Here is a 21,428-nt window from a genome sequence, read left to right as displayed (position 1 = left end):
GGCGTTGATCGTTTCGCCCCTGTTGGCGGCATCCCGCCCCAAAACGGTTAATTAGCGATCGCTCTCATAAAATAACTTTTTCGTTTCGATGAATGTGAAAATTATGTTGCAGCTAAAAACTGCCTACAGCAGGATAAGTAGAACGTTCTACTAAAACGTTCTACTTACAATAAAAACGCCAATAGGGGCGCAACATCGGGAAAACTCGGTATGACACTGCTATCAGGGTTGGTTAAATCGTTATCGAAGTTATCAATGATTGGTCGGGCGCTCATGCTGCCTATTTCGTTGCTGCCTGCCGCTGGCTTACTCCTGGCATTTGGTAATAAGTTCGAGTTACCGCTGATGATGAACGCCGGAGGGGTGATTTTTGATAACCTGCCGATGCTGTTTGCGATTGGCTCGGCTGTGGGACTGGCCGCCGAATCCGGGATAGCCGCACTTTCCGCCGCGGTTTCCGTCTTTGTCACCAACATCACCATTGGCACCATGCTGCATATCACTCCGGAAATGGCGGCCCAGGGAGGAAAATATGCCATGGTCGTCGGCATTCCGACGCTACAGATGGGCGTATTCGGCGGCCTTATCTGCGGCATCCTCGCCGCCTGGTGCTACAACCGCTTCCATACCCTGCAGCTCCCTGAGTTCCTGGGTTTCTTCTCGGGTAAGCGTTTTGTTGCCATTGCGACGGCATTTTTATCCTTTCTGCTCGGCCTGCTGATGCCCTATGTCTGGCAACATATTCAGGCGGGCATCGATGCGCTTTCGGTGATCGTCAACGGCGATAATCAGGCGGCCTCCACCTTTATTTTTGGGCTGGTGGAGCGCGCCCTGATCCCGCTTGGCCTGCACCACATCTGGTATCCCTCGTTCTGGTACTCCTTCGGTGATTACGTCACCAAAACCGGCCAGGTGATTCATGGCGATCAAACCATCTGGTTCAAAATGCTGGAGGAAGGCATGAAATCCTTTAGCAGCAACGGCTACCAAAATGCGGGCAAATTTATGCAAGGTGAGTATCCGCTTATGCTTTTCGCCCTGCCTGCCGCCTGTCTGGCGATGTACCACGAAGCCCATACCAGGAATAAAAAGATCGCGTTCGGTATCCTGTTTTCAGCGGCGTTGACCTGCTTTTTGACCGGCATCACCGAGCCAGTGGAGTTTACCTTTATCTTTGTCGCGCCCCTGCTGTATGTCTTTAATGCCATCATGGCGGGCCTGGCCTATATGACCATGTATTTACTGCATGCCCATATCGCTAAATCTTTTTCCGCCGGATTGATTGACTACATTAGCTTTGGCATTGTGCCGTCGCTCAACGGATACCAGACTCACTATCTCAGCGCGGTTATCGTGGGCGTACCGATGGCATTGATTTACTATTTCACCTTCCGCTTCGTTATTCGTCGGTTTAATGTAAAAACACCGGGACGAACGGACGTCACGGCGACGACCGATGACAAAACCGATGCAGAGCTGGCTAGCGAAATCATCGTCCTGCTGGGAGGTGAGAAAAACATCCGCTCGGTGGGCGCCTGTATCACGCGCTTACGGCTTGAAGTCGTCAACAGCCATGACGTTGACCGTGAAGGGCTAAATAATCTTGGCGCACGCGGCGTGGTTTTTGTCGGCGATAACGGTATACAAATTATTTTTGGCGCCAGAGCACAATTTATTGCCCAGACGCTGTCCGGGATGACAGGCTGATGCAGGCCTGGCTTTCTGACGATGGCGGGCAAGGCGATAGCAGGCTGAGCAGGTGAATTTCAGGGAGCAGGTTTGAAGAGAGTCAGCATTACTGATGTGGCTAAACACGCCGGCGTGTCGGTTTCGACCGTCTCGCTGGTGCTGCGTCAAAAAGGAAAAATATCCGATGCCACCATCAGGAAAGTTCACGCCGCCATTGATGCGCTCGACTACGTTCAGAATGTGGCAGCCGCCAACCTGCGCGCCAGCACCTCTAACCTTATCGGTCTGATTCTGCGTGATTTCAGCGACAGTTTCTCCGTGAAGGTCATGGCAAGCCTTGTGCAGCAGCTGGAAAAGCAGGGCTATATGGTGTTTTTGGGGCAGCCCACTGACGACGGCGAATCGCTGACGCGCTGCCTGCTCTCCTTTAAACAGCAGGGCGTCGCTGGCGTTGTCTGTCTGGCGTCAGACAGACGAAATGCCAGCCTGCCGTCGCAGCTTCTCCACTGCCCTTTACCCCTGGTGGTGGTGTCCCAGTCGCTGCTGGCGGAGAAGTGTAATCTGGTCATGCGTGACAACCACCAGGCCGCCCACCTGGCGACCCGCTATCTGATTGAACGCGGTCACCGCAATATTGCCTATATTGGGGGAATTGAAGGGGACCTGATCCGTCAGCAGCGCTTACTGGGGTTTCGCAGCGCCCTGACTCAACACGGGCTGGCCGTAAGGGAAGGATTTACGCCATCCTGCCGTGACGATACCCACTCAGCCGCCTTTGCCACGCGTCAGTTACTGGAGCAAAACAACACCATTACCGCGCTGCTCTGTCACTCTCCGGATGCGATAATCGGGGCGATGTCAGGTATTCATCACACCGGTCGCACCGTGGGTAAAGACGTGTTTCTGACCCAACAGGTCGCTCTGATGGGCTTTGAGGACATGCTGCACGTGAACCTCACCTCGCCCTCTTTTACCTATGTTTCCTCCGCCAGTGAAGAAACCGGCCGCCAGGCGGCTGAGCTTATCCTGCGTCAGCTACAAGACCCTGAGCGCCCAAGGCAGCGTATTTTATTATCGGGCCAATTAATTACACGAGAGTCAGCATAAATCGGCATTTTGATTGTCAGAGAAGCGAGTATGTGAAAAATCGCTTTCGGGCGCAGCGGTAAGCCTCTGCGAACGGTGGGTGCGCAAACATAACGATAAACAGCCTATGAGCAACACAATCATAACCAGCCTAACGTCACTTTTACGTCGGAAACGACAGCAGCGCTTATTACGGGATCGCCGTATAGGCTTTAACCGTGCACGCGCGCAAGATCACGCATCACGCGCAGCGCACGCTTCGATATTGCCTGGTCCTGACGGCCATCGCGCTGACGCCACAGGGCCGCTTACTGCGCCCGCCCGTTCTGCAGACGGCTCGTCACCGCTTCCCATCACGACGCCAGACCGGACGATGCTGCTGTGGCTATCCCGCTGCCTGTTATTTGTGTCGCTGCTGCTGCCGGGTTCAAACATGATTTCATCCTGCTCTGGTGCCTGTTATGCGGCGACCAACACGCTGATCACCCTGCACTTTTTCAGGCGCTGTTATGAGTCAGGTAAACCCTCATCCGGCATCGTGAAGTGTTTCAGTCGCCAGTTGCGCAGCGTGGCCCTGATTCGTTTTATCCACGCCTCACGCAATGCGGCGCCGCCGGGCAGACTAAAGCGTTTTCACTACGGTCATCAGTCGGATAAAACGCGAAGGCGCAACGTGCGCCCGCCGTTCCGTGCGGCTCCCGAATCAGACTCAGCCATCCATGTCAGCCCGGCAGAGCCCTCTCTGTTTTCACCGGATGCCTTGCTCAGGTCGCCGCAGGCGCAATCGTTACCGCCCTGTACCACTCCGCACTACAACGCCGCTCCTCCGTTGATCACGCCGCCGCAGAACCCGCTGGCGGCATCCCCGGGCTGTCAGCCCTGAGCAGGCGACACGTCCACAAAGCCTGGCCCAGTGGCGGGTGATTAGCGGATATCGCCAGGGCTTATCCCCCAGCGGGAAGGCGTGCTTCTTTCGCCCGCCCGGCGCTGCTGACTGCGCCCCTTGGCCGTTATCATCGCCACCGTTAACAGGGCCGGGATGGCCAGCACGGCGAAAATAGTGGCGAACCCCCAGCCCAGCGCCAGCATCTCTGCCCCCACCAGCGCGCTGAGAATGGCCCCGATGCGCCCTACGCCGTGCATCCAGCTGGAGCCCGTTGCACGCGCCTCGGTGGGATAAAAGCTGGCCGAAAGCGCATTCATTCCCGTGTTAGCGCCACCGATGCAGAAGCCGATCATCATGGCGCAACCGCCCAGCAGCACCGGGTGCGCCAGCGAAAATCCCATCCCCACCGTGAACAGCGCGCCCGCGCCGTAAATCATCGACAGCGCCCGGTGCGATTCAATCCTGTCCATCAGCCAGCCCGAAAACAGCGAACCGCAGGTTCCGCCCGCCTGGAACAGAGCCGTGATAATGGCGGCCTGCACCACGTCAAAACCGTTATCCTTGATCAGCATGGGGAGCCAGCTGCCCAGGGTATAGAATAAAAACAGTGCGGTAAAATAGGCGCCCCACAGCATCAGGCTGCCAAACCGGTACTGGTCATTGAGTACGACTTTTACCGGCTGCGCCCTGGCCTTGCTGACCGGCGGCAGTTCGACGCTGCACTGCTGCAGATCCAGATCTGGTGCCAGCTTAGCCAGAATACGGTGAATTTTTTTGCTGGCGGCACGCCTTACCACTAAAAAGCACACCGATTCCGGCAGCGCCCAGAGCAGTAACGGCACGAACAGCATTGGCAGGATCCCGCCCAGCATCAGGACAGAATGCCAGCCGAAGTGCGGCATCAGCCAGGAGGCGGCAAAGCCACCCAGCGCTGCGCCAAACGTGAAGCCACAAAACACCACGGTGATAAGGAATGCCCGTCGTCTGGCAGGAGCAAACTCGGCCACCAGCGTGCCCACGTTGGGCATCGCCGCGCCTAATCCCAGACCGGTCAGAAAACGGAACAGGATCATCTGTTCCATATTTTGCGAAAAGGCGGTTATCAGCGTCCAGGCGCCAAAAAAGAACACGCTGTTAATAATCACGACTTTGCGACCCAGCCTGTCTGACAGCGGGCCGGAGAGCATTGCGCCCAGCGCCAGCCCCACCAGGGCAGCGCTGATGATCAGCCCCAGTTCGCGATTGGTGATGCCCCAGTCCGCTTTCAGTTCAGGTGCAATGAACCCCATGATGGCAATATCAAACCCATCGAGGGCGATGATGCAGAAGCCAAAAAGCACCACCATTTTTTGCCACATCCCCAGCGGGCGGCTGTCGATTAACGCCCGAACATCAATTGCTTTGCTTTCCGCCACGGTGACTCTCCGGTGAAATACGTAATGTGGGGTTACTATATGCAGGCGCTGTAATGCGTTAAACGGCGATAATCGAAATTTTGTGCGTTTATCGCACGATTATGCGCGAATTAAACGCCAACCCTGCGTTAATAGATTGTTAAAAAAGACAATTTTTCTGGCAGCATGGGTTCCGTTATCGGCAAAGGATTGTGAGCGGGATCGGGCGGATTTGAGCGGGCGAGAACAGGCAGAAAAGCGGTCTGAGCAGGATAGCGGGCCAGCGAAACTGGCCCATTAACGTCTTACCGCATGGCGGTCAGCCGCACGGGAGCATTGGCCGCGCCAAAGCCACGATAGCCGCCACGTCGTTCCAGCAGCTCAAAGAAGAAGCGGCCCTTTTCATAGGGAAGCGTATAGACGTGCAGCAGCTCCCCGCCCTGTTCGTCTCGATCGTACAGCACATCGTAACGCTGGAGCTGCGCCAGAAAATCGGCGTCGAGATCGAAACGCGCCATCAGGTCCTGATAATAGTTATCGGGAATGTGCAAGGTTTTCAGCCCACGTTCGCGCGCGGCCTTTACCGCACTGAACAGATCGTCACAGCCAAAGGCGACGTGCTGCAAACCTGCGCCCTGATAGGTCGTTAAAGCGCGGGCTATCTGGGTTTCCCGACTGACCGACATGTTTAGCGGCAGGCGAATCGCATCGTTGGGGCTTCGCAGCACGCGGCTACGCACCAGCCCCAGCGGATCGGGCAGTTCCCACTCGGTATCCTGCACAAAACCCGGCACGCTACGCAGGAACATAATCCAGTTATCGCGCGTATCATCCGGCAGGGCAATCGCCAGATGGTCGATGGTCTGCATCGCAGGCTGGGGCGCGGCGCGGTGCGTTAAGTGGAAGTCGCTGTGGTAGCCGTCCTGACCGGCAGGCTCATCTTCCACCAGATAAATCAGGCTGCCGTCAGGCGCACATAACGCCGGGATCTGGCGTTCGTTGGGGCCGGTTTCCCCCTGCCAGATGGCGTAACCGTAATCCTGCGCGCGCGTGATCAGCTTATCGACCCCGCGAACCCGCCAGGCCACCGCACACAGCGAAATACCGTGCTGATGATAATACCCGCTGGCCTGGCTCTCCGGCTGCGCATTCAGAATCACATGCACCTTGCCGTTACGATACAGCGACACCTGCTTGGAGCGATGATCGCCCGCATGAACCAGCCCAAGCTGCGTCAGCCACTGTCCGAGTGCCAAAGCGTCATTGTGGCTGACGGCAAACTCGATGAACTCCAGCGACAACAGCGGCGGCTGGGGCGCAGAGTGGAACAGCCCTTCCCCGGCCAGGGAGGCCAGCGCGCTCGGCAGCAGCGGCTGTCCAACCAGCCAGTCACGGGTTTGCTCCTCCAGCCACAGCAGCGATCGATAACCATCCTGCGCGGTAGGCACCACCGGTGAGGCGCGGAATCCATCGTTGAAAATTTCCAGCGACCAGGCATCCCGGTAGCCATGCGCCGACAGTTGCGTCATAAACTGAGTCAGATTGAATTCGCCCTGGCCGGGAAAACAGCGGAAGTGGCGACTCCACGACAGCACATCCATTTTTAGCAGCGGTGCATCCGCCAGCTGTACGAACACAATTTTCTCCGTCGGGACCGCTTCCAGCCCGTCCAGGCTGTCGCCGCGCGACAGAATATGAAAACTGTCGAGCACGATCCCCAGCGCGGGATGGTTGACGGCCTTGACGCGGGCCCAGGCGTCGCGCCACAGGCTGACGTGTCGTCCCCAGGCCAGCGCCTCATAACCGAGAGTAATACCGTGCTCAGCCGCCAGCTCTGCCAGAGCGGTGAGATCGCTGACCTGTGTGGCGAAGTCGTCACTGCAGTCCGGTGAGACATTGCTGCAGACCAGCATCCGCTGACAGCCCAGCTGTTGCATGACCTCAAACTTGCGCGCCGCGCGCGCCAGGTTTTGCGCCAGCCTGTCACGGGGGCCGCCTTCGAAGTCGCGGAAAGGTTGAAACAGCAAGATTTCCAGCCCGAGCGCTTCACACAGCTGGCGGATTTCCACGGGTGAGCCGGGATAATAGACCAGATCGTTATCGAAAATTTCAACGCCATCGAAGCCTGCGGCGGCAATTGCTCGCAGTTTTTCCGGCAGCGTGCCCGATACCGAGACCGTTGCGACAGAACGTTTCATTGTTGCCTCCTGATAAGCGGTCACGGGGTGACCTTAAAGCAGCCGGTCAGCAGCGAGGCATTCTGCTAACGGAGATTGGCAATTGTTATGAACCAGTTGGAACATTTCGTCAATGTGTAACTGGTCATGATTTTTGGTTATGACAAAGCCGACGATTTTTCACTTTTCTTTTACAAGTTGCGCTTCCTACACTTCCCGCTCTGTACCGAAAATAATAAGGATGCCTGGATGAAAAATGACTGGCCCGCCCGCGAACTGGTTCATCGTGACTATCGTGATCACCCACCGGCGCTTGCGCCTTTGTATAAAACAAGTCTGCTGCGCTCGCCACGCAATGCACTGATTTCTTTGCAGAATTCGCTATCCGAAATCACGGCACCGGTGTTCACCCAGCAGGAACTCGGACCACGAGACAGTGACCTTATCCTCAATTACGCCAAAGAGGGTTTACCCATCGGCGAACGGATTATTGTGCATGGCTACGTGCGGGATGCATTTGGTCAGCCGGTGCGCAACGCGCTGGTTGAGGTATGGCAGGCCAATGCCGGGGGGCGCTATCGTCACAAAAAAGATCAGTATCTTGCGCCCATCGATCCAAATTTTGGCGGGTGCGGTCGCATGCTGACCGACGATAACGGCTACTACTGCTTCCGCACCATTAAGCCCGGTCCCTACCCGTGGCGGAATCAGGTGAGTGACTGGCGTCCGGCGCATATTCATTTCTCACTCTCTGGCGAAGCCTTTGCCCAGCGCCTGATTACCCAGATGTATTTCGAGGGCGATCCGCTGATCGGCCGCTGTCCCATTGTTCAGTCAGTCGGCAGCGAAGCGGCCGTGCGCACGCTGATTGCCGAGCTGGATACCCACTCTGCCGTGCCACTGGACTGCCTGGCCTACCGCTTTGACCTGGTCCTGCGCGGGCACCGCGCAACCTGGTTCGAAAACCGCACTCAGGGGGCGGCATCATGAAACGCTATCTTGCCGAAACGGCGTCACAAACCGCCGGACCTTATGTGCACATTGGTCTGGCGCCCCATGCGGCGGGCTTCGACATTTTTGAAAACAACTTCAGTGAGGTGCTGACCCAGCCGGAAACGCGCGGCGAGCGCATTGTGGTAGAAGGCTGCGTTTACGACGGTTCCGGCACGCCGGTGCGCGACGTGCTGATTGAAGTGTGGCAGGCGAATGCCGAAGGGCGTTACAACCATCCCGCCGATCGGCAGCACGATAAGCCGCTGGACCCGGCGTTTCGTGGCTGGGGACGGACCTGCTCCGACTTCGACAGCGGGATCTGGCGTATCAAAACGATCAAACCCGGTAGCGTGACCGGGCGCGACGGTCGCCCCATGGCGCCGCATCTTAACCTGTGGATTGTGGCGCGCGGCATTAACATCGGACTGAACACCCGGCTCTACTTCGCCGATGAACAGGCGGCAAATGACGCCGATCCGGTGCTGAATGTGATCGAATGGGAGAAGCGACGTCGCACCTTGCTGGCGCGGCGTGAACAGCGCGGCGACGAGACGGTCTACCGGTTCGATATCTGGCTGCAGGGTGAAAACGAAACCGTGTTCTTTGATGTCTGAACCTTAATCTGCCCACGACAATGTCCTTGCCGCTTCGGCGGCAAATTCATAACATGAGTCATGGATAGGGTTTCCCGGTTTAGTCAGCGCGTGCGCGTGCGCCATCTTCACGCTTTTGTGGCCACTGCACAGCAGGGGACGCTGGGGCGCGCCGCGCTCCATCTGGGGATTACCCAGCCCGCCCTGTCCAAGACCCTCAACGAACTCGAATACCTTGCCGGTGAGCCGCTGTTGCTGCGCAGCCGCCAGGGGACGGAACTCACCGCCAGCGGCACGCGATTCCTGCACGATGCCATCCGTATTCTTGATGCGCTGAATATTGTGGACCAGGTGATGCGTCCCGGCAGTGTGCCGCAGCCCGGACCGATGCACATCGGCGCACTGCCTACCGCCATTGTCAGCGTGGTGGCGCCGGTACTAGCTGGCCTGCAGCAGCACTATCCGGGCTGGCGCATTCAGGTCAGCACGCTGGCGAATGATGCGTTGCTGATGGGGATAAAATCAGGGCAGATGGCGCTGGGGATTGGGCGCATGGCCGAACCCGTATTGATGGATGGCCTGAACTTCGAGCTGCTGTATCTGGAAACCCTGCGTCTGGTTGTGGCCCCACATCATCCTCTGCTGCATGCTGGCGTAACGCTGGCTGAAGCCCTGAGCTGGCCGCTGATCCTGTCTCCACGCGGTACGGTGCCGCGCCAGAATGCCGAATCGCTGATGACAAGCCATGGCCTGAGATTACCGGATGGCGCAGTGGAAACCCTGTCAACCACGCTGGCGCGCCGTCTGACGCTGAGTCACGGCTACGTCTGGCTGGTGCCCTACGGCGCGGTGCGCGACGACCTGACCAGCAACCAGCTACGCACGTTGCCGCTTCCCAGCCAGGGGATGGCTGAGGCGGTCGGCATCCTGACCCGCCAGCAGCACGCGCCACCACCCGAGCAGCTGCAGCTGGTGGCGGCCTTGCGGCAACGGGTGCTGGACGTGCCTGTCTGACAGCGCAGTTTACTGGGCGCTGTCCTGCTCATCGAAAACGCTCTGCGCCAGATGGAACGCGGCGTTGGATGCTGGCAGGCCGCAGTAGAGCGCAGCGTGCATCAGCAACTCTTTGATTTCATCCCGGCTGACGCCGTTATTGAACGCGGCCCGCAGGTGCATCTTCAGCTCCGCTTCGCGGTTGAGCGCAATCAGCATGCCGATGGTGATCAGGCTGCGCGTGTGGCGAGTCAGGCCGGGACGGGTCCAGATCTCGCCCCAGGCGTAGCGGCTGATAAAGTTCTGGAATTCGTCATTCAGCGGCGACAGGTTTTCGAGCGTCCGCTCAACGTGGGCGTCGCCGAGCACCGCCCGGCGTACGGTCATGCCCTGCTGGTAGCGCTGCTGCTGGGTCAGCTGTGCGTCAATAAAAGGCTGCAGCGCGCGGTTAAACGCCAGCCAGACCTCGACGCTGGACAAGTGCGAGGCGGGCAGCACGACACGCTGCGCACCCGGGATCTGTTCAACCATGCTGTCTGCATCGGCCAGGGTCGTAACCCTGTCGTCACGCCCGGCAATCACCAGCACGGGTAACGAAATCGCCGCCAGTTCGTGGCGCAAATCGGCTGTCGCCAGGGCTTCACAACAGTCAGCGTAGCTGTCGGCGTCACAGGCGCTGAGCTGGGATACCAGATGGTTTACCGTCGCAGGCGCACGTTCACAGAAGGCCGGGGTAAACCAGCGTGCCGCCGCGCCCTCTGCAATGGCGGCCATGCCGTACTGACGAGCCTGCGCGGCCCGCTCTCGCCAGGCGGCCGACTCGCCGATCTTTGCCGCGCTGTTGGCGATCGTGAGCGTGATCAGGCGTTGCGGATGAAAACGCGCCAGCCAGAGTCCGGTCAGCCCGCCCATTGAAATGCCGCAGAAGTGCACCCTGTCGATGCCCAGTTGGTCCAGCAGCGACAGGACCGCCATCCCCAGCTGTTCCAGCGAGCGGGTTTGTCCGTTCGGTGCCGAAGCACCGTGGCCGGGAACGTCGTAACGTAAAAGGCGATACGTCCCTATCAGCGCATCACGCTGCGGCTGCCACATCTCGGACGTTGTGCCTAAGGAGTTACTGAATAAAATCACCGGGGCATCGTCTGGCCCCTCAAGTATGTAATGCAGCATCATGTGGCCCTCGCAGCCGCTAAAACCTGGTGAATAAAGCGTGACGCGCTGCCCGTGGCGTTCGCCGGATCGAGCAGCCTCTCTAGTTCGGGCCGACTCAGGTGCGCGGCAACGGTTTCATCCGCGCACAGGACGGTCAGCAAACGCTGCTGCGTCGCCAGCGCCCGACGGCAGCACTGTTCAATATGATGATGGGCCTGCTGCCGTCCCAGCGCGTCTGCCAGCGCCAGCGTGACCGCTTCCGCCATGATGAGCCCCTGTGTCAGGCCGAGATTGCGTTGCATGGCTTCTTCATGGACTTCCAGTCCGTCGATCAGCTCTGTGCTGTGTACCAGCGCCGCGCCGCTGAGCATAATCAGCTGCGGCAGGCTCTGCCACTCGGCCTGCCAGCCGCCCAGCGCACGCTCGTGCTCCTGAACCTGACCGGCATACAGACCTGACATCAGGGCCGGCACCCGGTTGGCCGCGCTGAGAATCGCCGCGCTGAGCACCGGGTTACGTTTGTGCGGCATGGTAGAAGATCCCCCGCGCCCCGGCGCCAGGGGTTCACTGACTTCGCCGACTTCGCTCTGCATCAGAAGCGACATGTCCCGGGCCAGCTTGCCCAGCGTACCGGTAAGACCGGCATACCAGCCCGCCAGCTCGGTGATTCTGTCGCGCTGCGCATGCCAGGGCGTAGCGCTTCGCGGCAGCGCCAGCACATCAGACAACGCCTGCTCGACGCGTTCGCCCTTTTCCCCCAGGGATGCCAGCGTGCCCGCCGCCCCGCCAAACTGCAGCGCCAGCACCCGCGGCCGCATGGCCGCCAGTCGCGCACGAAAACGCACCAGCGCATCCAGCGTGCCCGCCAGCTTCAGGCCTAACGTCACCGGCAGCGCGTGCTGCAGCCAGGTCCGGCCGACCATCAGCGTCGTGCTGTGCCGCTCGCACTGAATCGTCAGGGCGGCAATCAGCCGATCCAGCAGCGAAGCCGTGTCGTTAAGCGCGGTGCGCAGTTGCAGCATCAGTCCGCTGTCGATCGCATCCTGACTGGTTGCGCCCCAGTGCACATAGCGCGCGGCCTCGGGCGACGTCGCCGCAACCACGGCAGTGAGCTGTTTAACCAGCGGAATCGCCAGGTTGCCCGCCAGGCCCGCCGCCTGCGTCAGCGCCGCCGTATCGATCGCCTGCGCCTGGCAACAGGCCTGAATACAGTGAGCGGCGGCGTGATCGATCACGCCTGCCGTGGCCAGCGCCTGTGCCAGCCCGGCTTCGAAATCCAGCATTCCCTGTAACAACGCCGTATCGCTAAAGCAGTCGTCAAGGGGAGAGGCCATAAACATGGCGCGGTAAAGAGACATTGGTTATACCCGTTCCAGAATGAGTGCGATGCCTTGCCCCACGCCCACGCACATGGTGCACAGCGCGTAACGGCCGCCCGTGCGCCGCAGCTGATACGCTGCGGTCATGGCCAGCCTGCCGCCTGACGCGCCCAGCGGATGTCCCAGCGCAATCGCGCCGCCGTTGGGATTCACATGGGCAGCATCATCGGCCAGTCCCAGTGCGCGCGTCACCGCCAGCGCCTGGGCAGCGAAAGCCTCATTTAATTCGATCACGTCCATTTGCGCCAGCGTCAGGCCACTCTGAGCCAGCACTTTACGCACGGCAGGCACCGGACCATAGCCCATAATGCGCGGCTCCACGCCACAGGCCGCCATCGCCACAATCCGCACCAGCGGTGTCAGTCCATGTTCTGCCGCCGCGTTCTCGCTCGCCAGCAGCAAGGCGCAGGCCCCATCGTTAATGCCCGATGCGTTACCCGCCGTCACGCTGCCGTCCGGGCTGACCACGCCTTTCAGGCCTGCCAGCGCCGCCAGCGAGGTGCTGCGCGGATGCTCGTCACAGGTGACGTTCAGGGCTTCGCCTTTGCGCTGCGGGATGCTCACCGCCATCAGTTCGTCACTAAACAGGCCCATTTCCTGCGCCCGGGCGGTACGCAACTGACTACGTAGGGCAAAAGCATCCTGATCGGCGCGGCTGATAGCGAAATCACGCGCTACGTTTTCTGCCGTTTCCGGCATGGTTTCGACACCAAAGCGAGCGCGCATCTGCGGGTTGATGAAGCGCCATCCCATCGTCGTGTCTTCCATTTTCAGGGAACGGCTAAACGCGCTGTCTGCTTTGCCGGTCACAAAGGGCGCGCGCGACATGCTCTCCACGCCGCCCGCTATCATTATTTCGGCCTCACCGCATTTGATCGCCCGGGCGGCCGTGCCGATGGCATCCAGCCCCGAGCCGCACAAACGGTTGAGCGTGGTGCCCGGCACGCTGGACGGCAGCCCGGCCAGTAACAGCGCCATGCGCGCCACGTTACGGTTGTCTTCTCCCGCCTGATTTGCGCAGCCGTAAATCACATCGTCAATAGCCTGCGCCACCGAAGCCGGCTGGCGGGCTAACAGCGCCGCTAAGGGTAAAGCAGCCAGATCGTCAGCACGCAGGCTGGCAAGCGCGCCCGCGTAACGGCCAAAGGGCGTACGGAGTGCATCGCAGATAAACGCCTGTTGCATCAGCTTCTCCTCAGGCGGTAGCCAGTTCAGGTTGCAATAAACGCACCGGCGTTAACGCCTGCAGCGCATCAAAACTCAGCCCGGGGCAGCACTCCACCACCAGCGGGCCCTGTGGGGTAATATCGATCACGGCCATATCGGTATAGAGGCGACTGACGCAGCCCAGACCGGTAAGCGGATAGCTGCACTGTTTGACCAGCTTGCACTCCCCTTTTTTGGTCAGGTAATCCATCATCACATAGACTTTGCGCGCGCCGATGGCGAGATCCATCGCCCCGCCTACCGCAGGAATCGCGTCTTGCGCCCCAGTGCTCCAGTTAGCCAGATCGCCGCCGACAGACACCTGATAGGCCCCCATCACGCAGATATCCAGATGCCCGCCGCGCATCATGGCAAACGAGTCGCCGTGGTGGAAAAAACAGCCGCCAGGCAGCAGCGTTACCTGCTCTTTCCCGGCGTTGATCAGCTCTGGATCCTCCTCTCCGGCGACGGGAGCGGGCCCCATGCCGAGGAGCCCATTCTCGCTGTGCAGGAAGATCTCTTTATCTGCAGGCAGATAGTTGGCAATGCGGGTGGGCAGGCCGATGCCCAAATTGACGTAGGCGCCCTCAGGAATATCGCGCGCCACGCGCTGTGCCAGTTGGTCTCGGGTGAGTTTTTGCATAGCCTACTCCTCAGGCGGAAAGGGTCAGGGTCACGGGATTAGCCACGGCCACCAGCCGCTGCACAAAAATACCCGGCGTGACGACGTTTTCAGGATCGAGCTGGCCGAGCGGCACCAGTTCTGCCACCTGCGCAATCGTGGTCGTAGCGGCCATGGCCATCACCGGACCAAAATTTCGTGCCGCTTTGCGGTAAACAAGGTTGCCCCAGCGGTCGCCCTGATGCGCTTTGATCAGGGCAAAATCAGCCTTGAGCGGCTTTTCAAATACGTAATGACGACCGTCGATTTCACGGGTTTCTTTGCCCTCCGCCAGCGGTGTACCAAAGGCGGTTGGCGTGAAAATCCCCCCCAGCCCGCTCCCTGCCGCCTGCATTCTGGCGGCAAGGTTGCCCTGCGGCACCAGCTCCAGTGCAATTTCTCCCCGGCGATAGCGTTCGTCGAACACCCAGGAATCGACCTGGCGGGGAAAAGAGCAAATCATCTTCTCAACACAGCCGGCCTTCAGCAGCGCGGCCAGGCCACTTTCGCCGTTGCCCGCGTTGTTGCTGATCACCGTCAGCCCGCGCACGCCATGGTCAATCAGCGCATCAATCAGCTCCAGGGGCTGGCCTGCGGGTCCAAATCCGCCAATCATGATGCTGGCCCCGTCCGGTATCACCGCAACGGCCTCTGCCAGCGTTGCCACACTTTTATCGATCATCTGCTCTTCCTTTCGCCCGGCACAGGCCGGCTTGTCGTGAATAGCCAAAAAGTAGATCGCTCTGTGACAGCAAACAATACCGATAATCGAAATAGTGTGCGATTATCGGTCACTGACGGGATAAAACAGGACATTGTGATCGCGCACACAGGCGTGCGTGCATCAAGCCACTGACAGGAGAAAACCATGACGGATGAACAACAACGACTGCGCGGTAACAGCGATCCCTGGAAAGGCGATCCCAATTTTATGGCCTCCCTGGCGCGGGGACTGGAAGTGCTACAGGCGTTTACGCCACAGCGCCGCCTGATGTCCGTGTCGCAAATCAGTCAGCGTACGGGCATTCCCCGTGCGGCCGTGCGGCGCTGTCTGTATACGCTGAGCAAGCTGGGGTTTGTGTATGCGGAGGATGGCAAAAACTTTGAACTGCGTCCGCGCGTGCTCTCTCTCGGCCACAACTGGTTAGGCGCAACGCCGCTTGCCAGCGCCTCGCAGCCGGTTTTGCGTCAGCTCAGCCAGACGCTGAACGAGTCCTGTTCGATGGCGGTACTGGACGGGGACGACATTCTCTACATCGCCCGTGCGTCGGCATCGCGCATTATGACGATTGACCTGCACATCGGCAGCCGCCTGCCTGCCAGCACCACCTCCATGGGAAGAGTGCTGTTAAGCGGCCTGGCCAGTGAACCGCTTAACGATTACCTGGCGCGCTTGACCCAGCTGCGTTATACCAGTCATACGCTGGTAAGCAGCAGCGCGCTGCGTGAAGAACTGGCACGCGTCAGGCAGCAGGGCTACGCCATTAACGATCAGGAACTGGAAATCGGGCTGCGATCTCTCGCCGTGCCGCTCAGCGCGCCGGGGGGCCGAATAGTGGCCGCGCTCAACGTGGGCGTGCATGCCGGGCAGGTTTCTGCCGATACGCTGCGCCAGCACCATTTGCCGCTGCTGCAGGAGGCGGCCCGGGAAATCTCTCTGCTGCTGCGTCAATAATCTGTTTTGCCCCTCAACGTCGCTACAAAATTCGTGGTAACGTGAAGGCTGAGTTGCAAGCGGCAAAGTAGAGAGTTATGACCACGAAAAAAATTGATACCACCCTCGTCAGCGCTGGACGCAACAAGCGTTATACCCAAGGCTCGGTGAATGCGGTCATTCAGCGAGCCTCTTCACTGGTTTTCGATAGCGTTGCAGAGAAAAAACGGGCCACCGCAGGGCGCGCGAAAGGCGAACTGTTTTACGGCCGTCGCGGCACCCTGACGCATTTCGCCTTGCAGGATGCCATGACGGAGCTGGAAGGCGGCGCGGGCTGTGTTCTCTATCCTTGCGGCGCGGCAGCCGTCTCCAATGCCATCCTCGCGTTTGTCGAAGCGGGCGACCACATTTTAATGAGCGGCGCCGTTTACGAACCGACTCAGGACTTCTGCACAAAAATACTCAGCAAGCTCCAGGTCTCGACCACCTGGTTTGATCACTGTATTGGTCACGACATCGCCGCGCTGGTTCAGCCTAACACCCGCGTGGTTTTCCTGGAATCTCCTGCCTCCATCACCATGGAAGTGCAGGACGTGCCGGCTATCGTTGCGGCGATACGCGCTAAAGCGCCAGACGCCATCATTATGATCGACAACACCTGGGCGGCAGGCGTGCTGTTCAGCCCACTGGCCCTGGGCGTGGATATTTCTATTCAGGCTGGAACGAAATACCTGATCGGCCACAGTGACGCCATGATTGGCACCGCTGTCGCCAACGCCCGCTGCTGGGACCAACTGCGCGAAAACAGCTACCTGATGGGCCAGATGGTGGATGCCGATACGGCTTACATGGCAAGCCGTGGCTTACGTACGCTGGGCGTGCGCCTGCGCCAGCATGAAGAGAGTGCGCTGCAGGTCGCAGAGTGGCTTTCTGCGCGCCCTGAAGTGGCGCGGGTTAACCATCCGGCGCTGCCCTCGTGCCGCGGGCATGCATTCTGGCAGCGTGACTTCACCGGCAGCAGCGGTTTATTTTCATTCGTGCTGCGGCAAAAACTGAGCCGTGAACAGCTGGCGAATTATCTCGACCATTTTCATCACTTCAGCATGGCTTATTCCTGGGGTGGATATGAGTCACTGATTTTAGCCAACCAGCCCGAAGAGTTAGCGGCCATTCGCCCGGCCGGTGGCGTTGACTTTGAGGGGACGCTGATACGGCTCCACATTGGTCTTGAGCATGTCGATGATCTGCTGGTCGATCTTGAGGCAGGCTTTGATCGCCTGACGCGCTAAAATAGTAAACATGATATAAACCAGGCGCCGACCGTCGTGATATTACACCCGGTCATGGCTGGTTAGCTGTTAACATTCGATCTATAAAAAAGTGTTCAGTCAGCAGAAGAACCGCAACATTTTACCCCTTCACCGCGCAATGCTGTGGTGGGAAGTAAGAGGTCAGCCAGGTCTGAACAGAACAATTGAGTTTCATTTTGACGTAATGGGATAGCTAATGGGTGTTTTACACGAGATTGTGCACGCGCTTTGGCATCAGGACTTTGCCGCGCTGGCCAATCCAGAAGTGGTCTGGATCGTTTACAGCGTAATGTTTATGACGCTATTCCTGGAAAATGGTTTGTTACCTGCCTCTTTTTTGCCTGGCGACAGCCTCTTGCTACTGGCCGGTGCCATGGTGGCTAAAGGCGTGATGGACTTTTTCCCGACGCTGGTGATACTCACGGTCGCCGCCAGTCTGGGCTGCTGGCTGAGTTATCTGCAGGGGCGCTGGCTGGGCAACACGAAGCTGGTGAAGAGCTGGCTGATGCAGCTGCCGGCGCAATATCATCAACGCGCCTGGAATATGTTCAACCGCCATGGTCTGATGGCGCTTCTGGTTGGCCGCTTTCTGGCGTTTATTCGTACCCTGTTGCCTACCATGGCGGGCATTTCCGGACTGTCTAATGCCCGTTTCCAGCTGTTTAACTGGCTCAGCGGCCTGCTCTGGGTCGGCATCGTGGTCACGCTGGGTTACGGTATCAGCCAGGTGCCCTTTATCAAACGTCATGAAGATCAGGTCATGGCGATCCTGATGATACTGCCGATGGTGCTACTGGTGGTCGGCCTGGTCGGCAGCGTCATCGTGATCTGGAAAAAACGTCGCCAGAAACACGCCTGACAGCGGGTAGCGTCAGGCGGGCGGTTCGGCCACCGTCTGGCGCACCCGATTCACTTCCTCTCCCGGCGTCACGCCAAAATAGCGTTTAAACTCACGCGAAAATTGCGACGGACTTTCATAGCCAACCCGCACGGCCGCCACGCTGGCTTTCAGGCCATCGTGCAACATCAGCAACCGCGCCTGATGCAGACGATAACGTTTAAGGTACTGTAACGGCGACGTCTGCGTGACGGCCTTAAAGTTATGGTGAAACGCCGACACGCTCATGTTCACTTCCGCCGCCAGCGCATCCACGCTGAGGTTATCGGCATAGTGATTCTCAATGCGGCGCAGCGCGCGGGCGATCTGGCTGAACTGCGTCTGCCGACTCACCAGCGAGAGCAGCGCGCCGCCTATCGGCCCGGTCAGCACGTAATAAATAATCTCCCGCACAATATGCGGCCCCAGCACGCGCGCATCGCGCGGCTGCGTCATCACATCCAGCAGGCGTTCTGCGGCACACAACATGGGCTCGGTTAACCAGCCGGAGTGAATACCGGAGGTGAGCGGCTGTGGCTGAAACCCTTCGTCGTCACCTATATCCATCAGCAGATCCTGCAGACTGGCCGTGTCCACGCGTAAACACATTCCGGCCAACGGCTGCTCCGGTGAGGCCCAGGTTTCGCATTCGACCGGCAAGGGCACGGTCAGCATTAAATATTTTGTGGCGTCGTACTGAAAAACCGTACTGCCGAGATAGCCGGTTTTACCGCCCTGAAACAGAATGACGATGCCCGGCTGATACATGATGGGCGTGCGCGGACGATACTGATCGGCGTAAATCAAAGAAACGTTTTCTACCGGACAGCGCTGGTGACGGCCATGTGTCATCAGCGTGACCACCTGCTGAGCCAGACGTTGGCACAATGCGTCGTGAGGCATAATCACTCCAGAAAATAAAACAGCAGTTTGCCGCGCGCCTGGTTAATTCGCCAGCAAAATGGAGAATCAGGCAAGAAGTTTACAGGATCAGGCAGGGTTATCCTGTGCGGTTCACAGGCAGCCTGAAAATTGTTAGCTAGACTTAAGCACAGCGAGGATTCACTGGTTTACTGCAAATGTAAGGAGCATGTTATGGCAGACCAACCCATTATCAAACTGCACGATGGTAACATGATGCCGCAACTGGGACTTGGCGTGTGGCAAGCCAGCGTCGAAGATGCCCGTCATGCCGTGCTGAAAGCGCTGGAGGTCGGCTATCGCTCAATTGATACCGCCGCCGCGTATAAAAATGAAGAAGCCATAGGTCAGGCGCTACAGGAAACGGAGGTCGCGCGTGACGATATCTTTGTCACGACCAAGCTGTGGAACAGCGACCAGCAAAACGTTCAGCAGGCGCTGGAAACCAGCCTGGAAAAACTCAAGCTGGATCAGGTTGACCTCTATCTGATGCACTGGCCGTGTCCAGAGAATGATCACTACGTTGAAGCCTGGAAACACATGATCGCGCTGCAGCAGCAGGGCCTGGTGAAGAGCATCGGCGTGTGCAACTTTAATCAGCCGCACCTGAAGCGGCTGCTGGAAGAGACGGGCGTGACTCCGGTCATCAACCAGATCGAGCTGCATCCCATGCTGCAACAGCGCACGCTCCATGCCTGGAACGCCATGCACCAGATTCAGACTGAATCCTGGAGTCCGCTGGCCCAGGGCGGTGAAGGCGTATTCGATCAGGACATCATCAAATCGCTGGCGAAAAAATACGGTAAAACCCCGGCGCAAATCGTCATCCGCTGGCACCTGGACAGCGGCCTGGTGGTGATCCCTAAATCCGTCACGCCTGCGCGCATTGAAGAAAATTTCAAGGTGTTTGATTTCCGTCTGGATAAGACGGAAATGAGCGAGATTGCGAAGCTGGACAGCGGTAATCGCCTGGGGCCTGACCCGGATACGTTCAACGGCTGACCATCGCCTGCCTCGACTTAACAAGAGAGTGGGTACGCATCGCCTCTCCCGGCTGGGGGAGGCTTTTTTTATGGCTGCGCGGGAGCGGGGAGTTTTAAGATTTTTTAAAATCTGTGTCAAAGGACATCATTGATGATCAGCCTGCGTCAGACGCATTCGTCTTCTCCGGCACAAGATGAGCGGCTCGCCAGCACATCGCCACATCCTGCGCCTCGTTAAGTCAAATCCCCCCTCTAAAACCTTGCCTTATCCGCCAGCAATACGGTTATCTGTGCCGTTTAAAAACGGGCTCAGCCTGCTGGTGGCTCCGTTTCCTGTTAGCGCGTCACGCTTTGCAACACACCGCCGGGCTGACTGACTGTGCCGGTCTGATAACCGGGGTGATAATGATTAACGTTATGATCTTTTAGCCTGGCTCTGCTGCCCGCCCACCCCCGTTCAAGGGTTCGCGGCATTAAGGCGCAGTGAAGTAAAGCGTAACGTTATCAACCCAGGAGCCTGTCATGTCGGTTATCAATACCAATATCCTGTCATTGATCGTTCAGAATGACCTTTTCCTTTCGCAAAACGCGATGTCGACGGCCATTGAACGCCTCTCTTCCGGACTCCGCATTAACAGCGCTAAAGATGATGCTGCCGGGATGGCGATAGCTAACCGTCTGACCTCAAGGATCAACGGAATGACGGTTGCCACCCGAAACGCCGGTGAGGGTATTTCGCTGTCACAAACCGCTGAGGGCGCGCTCGATGAAATAAACAACAACCTGCAACGTATACGCGACCTCACGGTACAGGCACAAAATGGAAGCAACTCCGCTGCGGATATCGACTCGATTCAGACCGAAGTGAACCAGCGCATGGAGGAAATTAACCGCATTACGGCGCAAACGGATTTCAATGGCATTAAGGTGCTGAATACCGGATCGGGTGCGTCCGAGTATCGCTTTCAGGTCGGTGCGGAAGACGGTGAAACCATCAGCATCGATATTGATTCGAGTGACCGGTACAACCTGCTAAAAGCGGGAACAACCGGCACCACGCTCAACGTCCGGCAGATGACATCAGGTGATACCGTTAACGGGGCCGCACGTACGGTTGCCGCAGAGGGTTTTGACGTTCTGAAAGGCGCAGTGACTGGCGGAGCGAACGGGACAGCGACGGGGAACTCGCCTCTGACTGATATTGACCGGGCGATTCAGTTCGTTGACACGCAACGCAGCATGATGGGGGCAGACCAGAACCGCTTTCAGTCCGCTATCGCCAACCTGGGGAGCATGGTGACCAACCTCACTGCCGCACGGAGCCGGATAGAGGATGTTGATTACGCGACAGAAGTATCGGCGCTGTCACAGGCGCAGATTTTACAGCAGGCCGGCGTAGCGATGCTGGCTCAGGCCAACCAGATGCCCCAGTTGATGCTGCAGCTTCTTCGGTTTTAATCTCCGAAGGGCACGG

The 21,428-nt window shown here is 58.5% G+C and carries 19 protein-coding genes and 1 pseudogene; 11 read left to right on the top strand and 9 right to left on the bottom strand.

The features are described from left to right. The first annotated feature begins 210 nt into the window (after window positions 1-210). The 3 genes from DFO57_RS10765 (at window position 211) to DFO57_RS10755 (ending at window position 3,658) form a co-directional block, all read left to right on the top strand. A complete protein-coding gene (locus tag DFO57_RS10765; protein WP_110015340.1) occupies window positions 211-1,707 on the top strand; it encodes a PTS transporter subunit EIIC in 1,497 nt (498 codons plus the stop codon). A 72-nt stretch (window positions 1,708-1,779) separates the two neighbouring features. Further along, window positions 1,780-2,796 (top strand): Mal regulon transcriptional regulator MalI, encoded by a 1,017-nt coding sequence (malI, locus tag DFO57_RS10760; RefSeq protein WP_013027209.1) that lies wholly within the window; start codon window positions 1,780-1,782, stop codon window positions 2,794-2,796. A 244-nt stretch (window positions 2,797-3,040) separates the two neighbouring features. Beyond that, complete coding sequence (locus tag DFO57_RS10755; protein WP_231858597.1) at window positions 3,041-3,658, top strand: hypothetical protein; 618 nt, start codon at window positions 3,041-3,043, stop codon at window positions 3,656-3,658. Window positions 3,659-3,699: 41 nt separating this feature from the next. Here DFO57_RS10755 and DFO57_RS10750 read toward each other — a convergent pair whose 3' ends face one another. Together DFO57_RS10750 and DFO57_RS10745 are read right to left on the bottom strand one after the other, a co-directional pair. Then, the gene (locus DFO57_RS10750) at window positions 3,700-5,076 is read right to left on the bottom strand and encodes an aromatic acid/H+ symport family MFS transporter (protein ID WP_014605042.1); all 1,377 of its coding nucleotides are present in this window, start codon (window positions 5,074-5,076) and stop codon (window positions 3,700-3,702) included. A gap of 284 nt (window positions 5,077-5,360) precedes the next feature. After that, window positions 5,361-7,253 (bottom strand): bifunctional sugar phosphate isomerase/epimerase/4-hydroxyphenylpyruvate dioxygenase family protein, encoded by a 1,893-nt coding sequence (locus tag DFO57_RS10745; protein ID WP_014594619.1) that lies wholly within the window; start codon window positions 7,251-7,253, stop codon window positions 5,361-5,363. Window positions 7,254-7,481: 228 nt separating this feature from the next. Here DFO57_RS10745 and pcaH point away from each other — a divergent pair, with 228 nt between their 5' ends. From pcaH to DFO57_RS10730, 3 genes are read left to right on the top strand one after another with little or no spacing between them, the layout of a single operon-like run. Further along, the gene (gene pcaH / locus DFO57_RS10740) at window positions 7,482-8,222 is read left to right on the top strand and encodes a protocatechuate 3,4-dioxygenase subunit beta (RefSeq protein WP_024471045.1); all 741 of its coding nucleotides are present in this window, start codon (window positions 7,482-7,484) and stop codon (window positions 8,220-8,222) included. Then, the gene (gene pcaG, locus DFO57_RS10735) at window positions 8,219-8,839 is read left to right on the top strand and encodes a protocatechuate 3,4-dioxygenase subunit alpha (protein WP_013027214.1); all 621 of its coding nucleotides are present in this window, start codon (window positions 8,219-8,221) and stop codon (window positions 8,837-8,839) included. Before pcaH ends, pcaG begins: the two co-directional genes overlap by 4 nt. A gap of 60 nt (window positions 8,840-8,899) precedes the next feature. Further along, window positions 8,900-9,832 (top strand): LysR substrate-binding domain-containing protein, encoded by a 933-nt coding sequence (locus tag DFO57_RS10730; RefSeq protein WP_028715803.1) that lies wholly within the window; start codon window positions 8,900-8,902, stop codon window positions 9,830-9,832. Between the two features lie 9 nt (window positions 9,833-9,841). Here DFO57_RS10730 and pcaC read toward each other — a convergent pair whose 3' ends face one another. From pcaC to DFO57_RS10705, 6 genes and pseudogenes are all read right to left on the bottom strand, one after another. After that, a complete protein-coding gene (gene pcaC / locus DFO57_RS22875; protein ID WP_210497953.1) occupies window positions 9,842-10,228 on the bottom strand; it encodes a 4-carboxymuconolactone decarboxylase in 387 nt (128 codons plus the stop codon). Next, window positions 10,229-10,984 (bottom strand): annotated as a pseudogene (gene pcaD, locus DFO57_RS22870) (3-oxoadipate enol-lactonase); the annotation flags it as partial. Further along, window positions 10,981-12,321 (bottom strand): 3-carboxy-cis,cis-muconate cycloisomerase, encoded by a 1,341-nt coding sequence (locus DFO57_RS10720; RefSeq protein WP_014605040.1) that lies wholly within the window; start codon window positions 12,319-12,321, stop codon window positions 10,981-10,983. The gene DFO57_RS10720 and the pseudogene pcaD, both read right to left, overlap by 4 nt. A gap of 3 nt (window positions 12,322-12,324) precedes the next feature. Beyond that, window positions 12,325-13,527: a 3-oxoadipyl-CoA thiolase gene (gene pcaF / locus DFO57_RS10715; RefSeq protein WP_014605039.1), complete on the bottom strand. Its 1,203-nt coding sequence runs from the start codon at window positions 13,525-13,527 to the stop codon at window positions 12,325-12,327. Window positions 13,528-13,537: 10 nt separating this feature from the next. Continuing rightward, window positions 13,538-14,191: a 3-oxoacid CoA-transferase subunit B gene (locus tag DFO57_RS10710; RefSeq protein ID WP_013027219.1), complete on the bottom strand. Its 654-nt coding sequence runs from the start codon at window positions 14,189-14,191 to the stop codon at window positions 13,538-13,540. Window positions 14,192-14,201: 10 nt separating this feature from the next. Continuing rightward, window positions 14,202-14,891 (bottom strand): 3-oxoacid CoA-transferase subunit A, encoded by a 690-nt coding sequence (locus DFO57_RS10705; RefSeq protein WP_014594624.1) that lies wholly within the window; start codon window positions 14,889-14,891, stop codon window positions 14,202-14,204. Window positions 14,892-15,077: 186 nt separating this feature from the next. Between DFO57_RS10705 and DFO57_RS10700 the strand changes: the two genes are divergently transcribed. From DFO57_RS10700 to DFO57_RS10690, 3 genes are all read left to right on the top strand, one after another. Next, complete coding sequence (locus DFO57_RS10700; protein ID WP_013027221.1) at window positions 15,078-15,884, top strand: IclR family transcriptional regulator C-terminal domain-containing protein; 807 nt, start codon at window positions 15,078-15,080, stop codon at window positions 15,882-15,884. Between the two features lie 77 nt (window positions 15,885-15,961). Further along, window positions 15,962-17,152: a cystathionine beta-lyase gene (metC, locus tag DFO57_RS10695; RefSeq protein ID WP_013027222.1), complete on the top strand. Its 1,191-nt coding sequence runs from the start codon at window positions 15,962-15,964 to the stop codon at window positions 17,150-17,152. Window positions 17,153-17,369: 217 nt separating this feature from the next. Then, window positions 17,370-18,032, top strand: a complete 663-nt coding sequence (locus DFO57_RS10690; protein ID WP_013027223.1) for a DedA family protein — start codon at window positions 17,370-17,372, stop codon at window positions 18,030-18,032. Between the two features lie 12 nt (window positions 18,033-18,044). On the opposite strand, the gene DFO57_RS10685 is transcribed toward DFO57_RS10690, so the two are convergent. Then, the gene (locus DFO57_RS10685; RefSeq protein ID WP_014605038.1) at window positions 18,045-18,953 is read right to left on the bottom strand and encodes an AraC family transcriptional regulator; all 909 of its coding nucleotides are present in this window, start codon (window positions 18,951-18,953) and stop codon (window positions 18,045-18,047) included. Window positions 18,954-19,145: 192 nt separating this feature from the next. On the opposite strand from DFO57_RS10685, the gene dkgA reads away from it, so the two are divergent. Further along, a complete protein-coding gene (gene dkgA, locus DFO57_RS10680) occupies window positions 19,146-19,973 on the top strand; it encodes a 2,5-didehydrogluconate reductase DkgA (protein WP_014594626.1) in 828 nt (275 codons plus the stop codon). A gap of 503 nt (window positions 19,974-20,476) precedes the next feature. Beyond that, window positions 20,477-21,412: a flagellin gene (locus DFO57_RS10675; protein WP_014594627.1), complete on the top strand. Its 936-nt coding sequence runs from the start codon at window positions 20,477-20,479 to the stop codon at window positions 21,410-21,412. Window positions 21,413-21,428: the final 16 nt, after the last annotated feature.

This window comes from Pantoea sp. AG702, assembly GCF_003182295.1.
Taxonomy (GTDB): domain Bacteria; phylum Pseudomonadota; class Gammaproteobacteria; order Enterobacterales; family Enterobacteriaceae; genus Pantoea; species Pantoea ananatis.
This window is presented reverse-complemented; position numbering and strand designations above follow the sequence as displayed.

What these genes read in the sequence shown, in the direction of transcription:
- DFO57_RS10710 (WP_013027219.1), bottom strand. Translation starts at nt 14,191, where the DNA reads ATGCAAAAACTCACCCGAGACCAACTGGCACAGCGCGTGGCGCGCGAT.
- DFO57_RS10720 (WP_014605040.1), bottom strand. Translation starts at nt 12,321, where the DNA reads ATGTCTCTTTACCGCGCCATGTTTATGGCCTCTCCCCTTGACGACTGC.
- DFO57_RS10730 (WP_028715803.1), top strand. Translation starts at nt 8,900, where the DNA reads ATGGATAGGGTTTCCCGGTTTAGTCAGCGCGTGCGCGTGCGCCATCTT.
- DFO57_RS10745 (WP_014594619.1), bottom strand. Translation starts at nt 7,253, where the DNA reads ATGAAACGTTCTGTCGCAACGGTCTCGGTATCGGGCACGCTGCCGGAA.
- DFO57_RS10705 (WP_014594624.1), bottom strand. Translation starts at nt 14,891, where the DNA reads ATGATCGATAAAAGTGTGGCAACGCTGGCAGAGGCCGTTGCGGTGATA.
- pcaH (WP_024471045.1), top strand. Translation starts at nt 7,482, where the DNA reads ATGAAAAATGACTGGCCCGCCCGCGAACTGGTTCATCGTGACTATCGT.
- dkgA (WP_014594626.1), top strand. Translation starts at nt 19,146, where the DNA reads ATGGCAGACCAACCCATTATCAAACTGCACGATGGTAACATGATGCCG.
- pcaG (WP_013027214.1), top strand. Translation starts at nt 8,219, where the DNA reads ATGAAACGCTATCTTGCCGAAACGGCGTCACAAACCGCCGGACCTTAT.
- DFO57_RS10765 (WP_110015340.1), top strand. Translation starts at nt 211, where the DNA reads ATGACACTGCTATCAGGGTTGGTTAAATCGTTATCGAAGTTATCAATG.
- DFO57_RS10690 (WP_013027223.1), top strand. Translation starts at nt 17,370, where the DNA reads ATGGGTGTTTTACACGAGATTGTGCACGCGCTTTGGCATCAGGACTTT.
- DFO57_RS10675 (WP_014594627.1), top strand. Translation starts at nt 20,477, where the DNA reads ATGTCGGTTATCAATACCAATATCCTGTCATTGATCGTTCAGAATGAC.
- metC (WP_013027222.1), top strand. Translation starts at nt 15,962, where the DNA reads ATGACCACGAAAAAAATTGATACCACCCTCGTCAGCGCTGGACGCAAC.
- pcaF (WP_014605039.1), bottom strand. Translation starts at nt 13,527, where the DNA reads ATGCAACAGGCGTTTATCTGCGATGCACTCCGTACGCCCTTTGGCCGT.
- DFO57_RS10700 (WP_013027221.1), top strand. Translation starts at nt 15,078, where the DNA reads ATGACGGATGAACAACAACGACTGCGCGGTAACAGCGATCCCTGGAAA.
- DFO57_RS10685 (WP_014605038.1), bottom strand. Translation starts at nt 18,953, where the DNA reads ATGCCTCACGACGCATTGTGCCAACGTCTGGCTCAGCAGGTGGTCACG.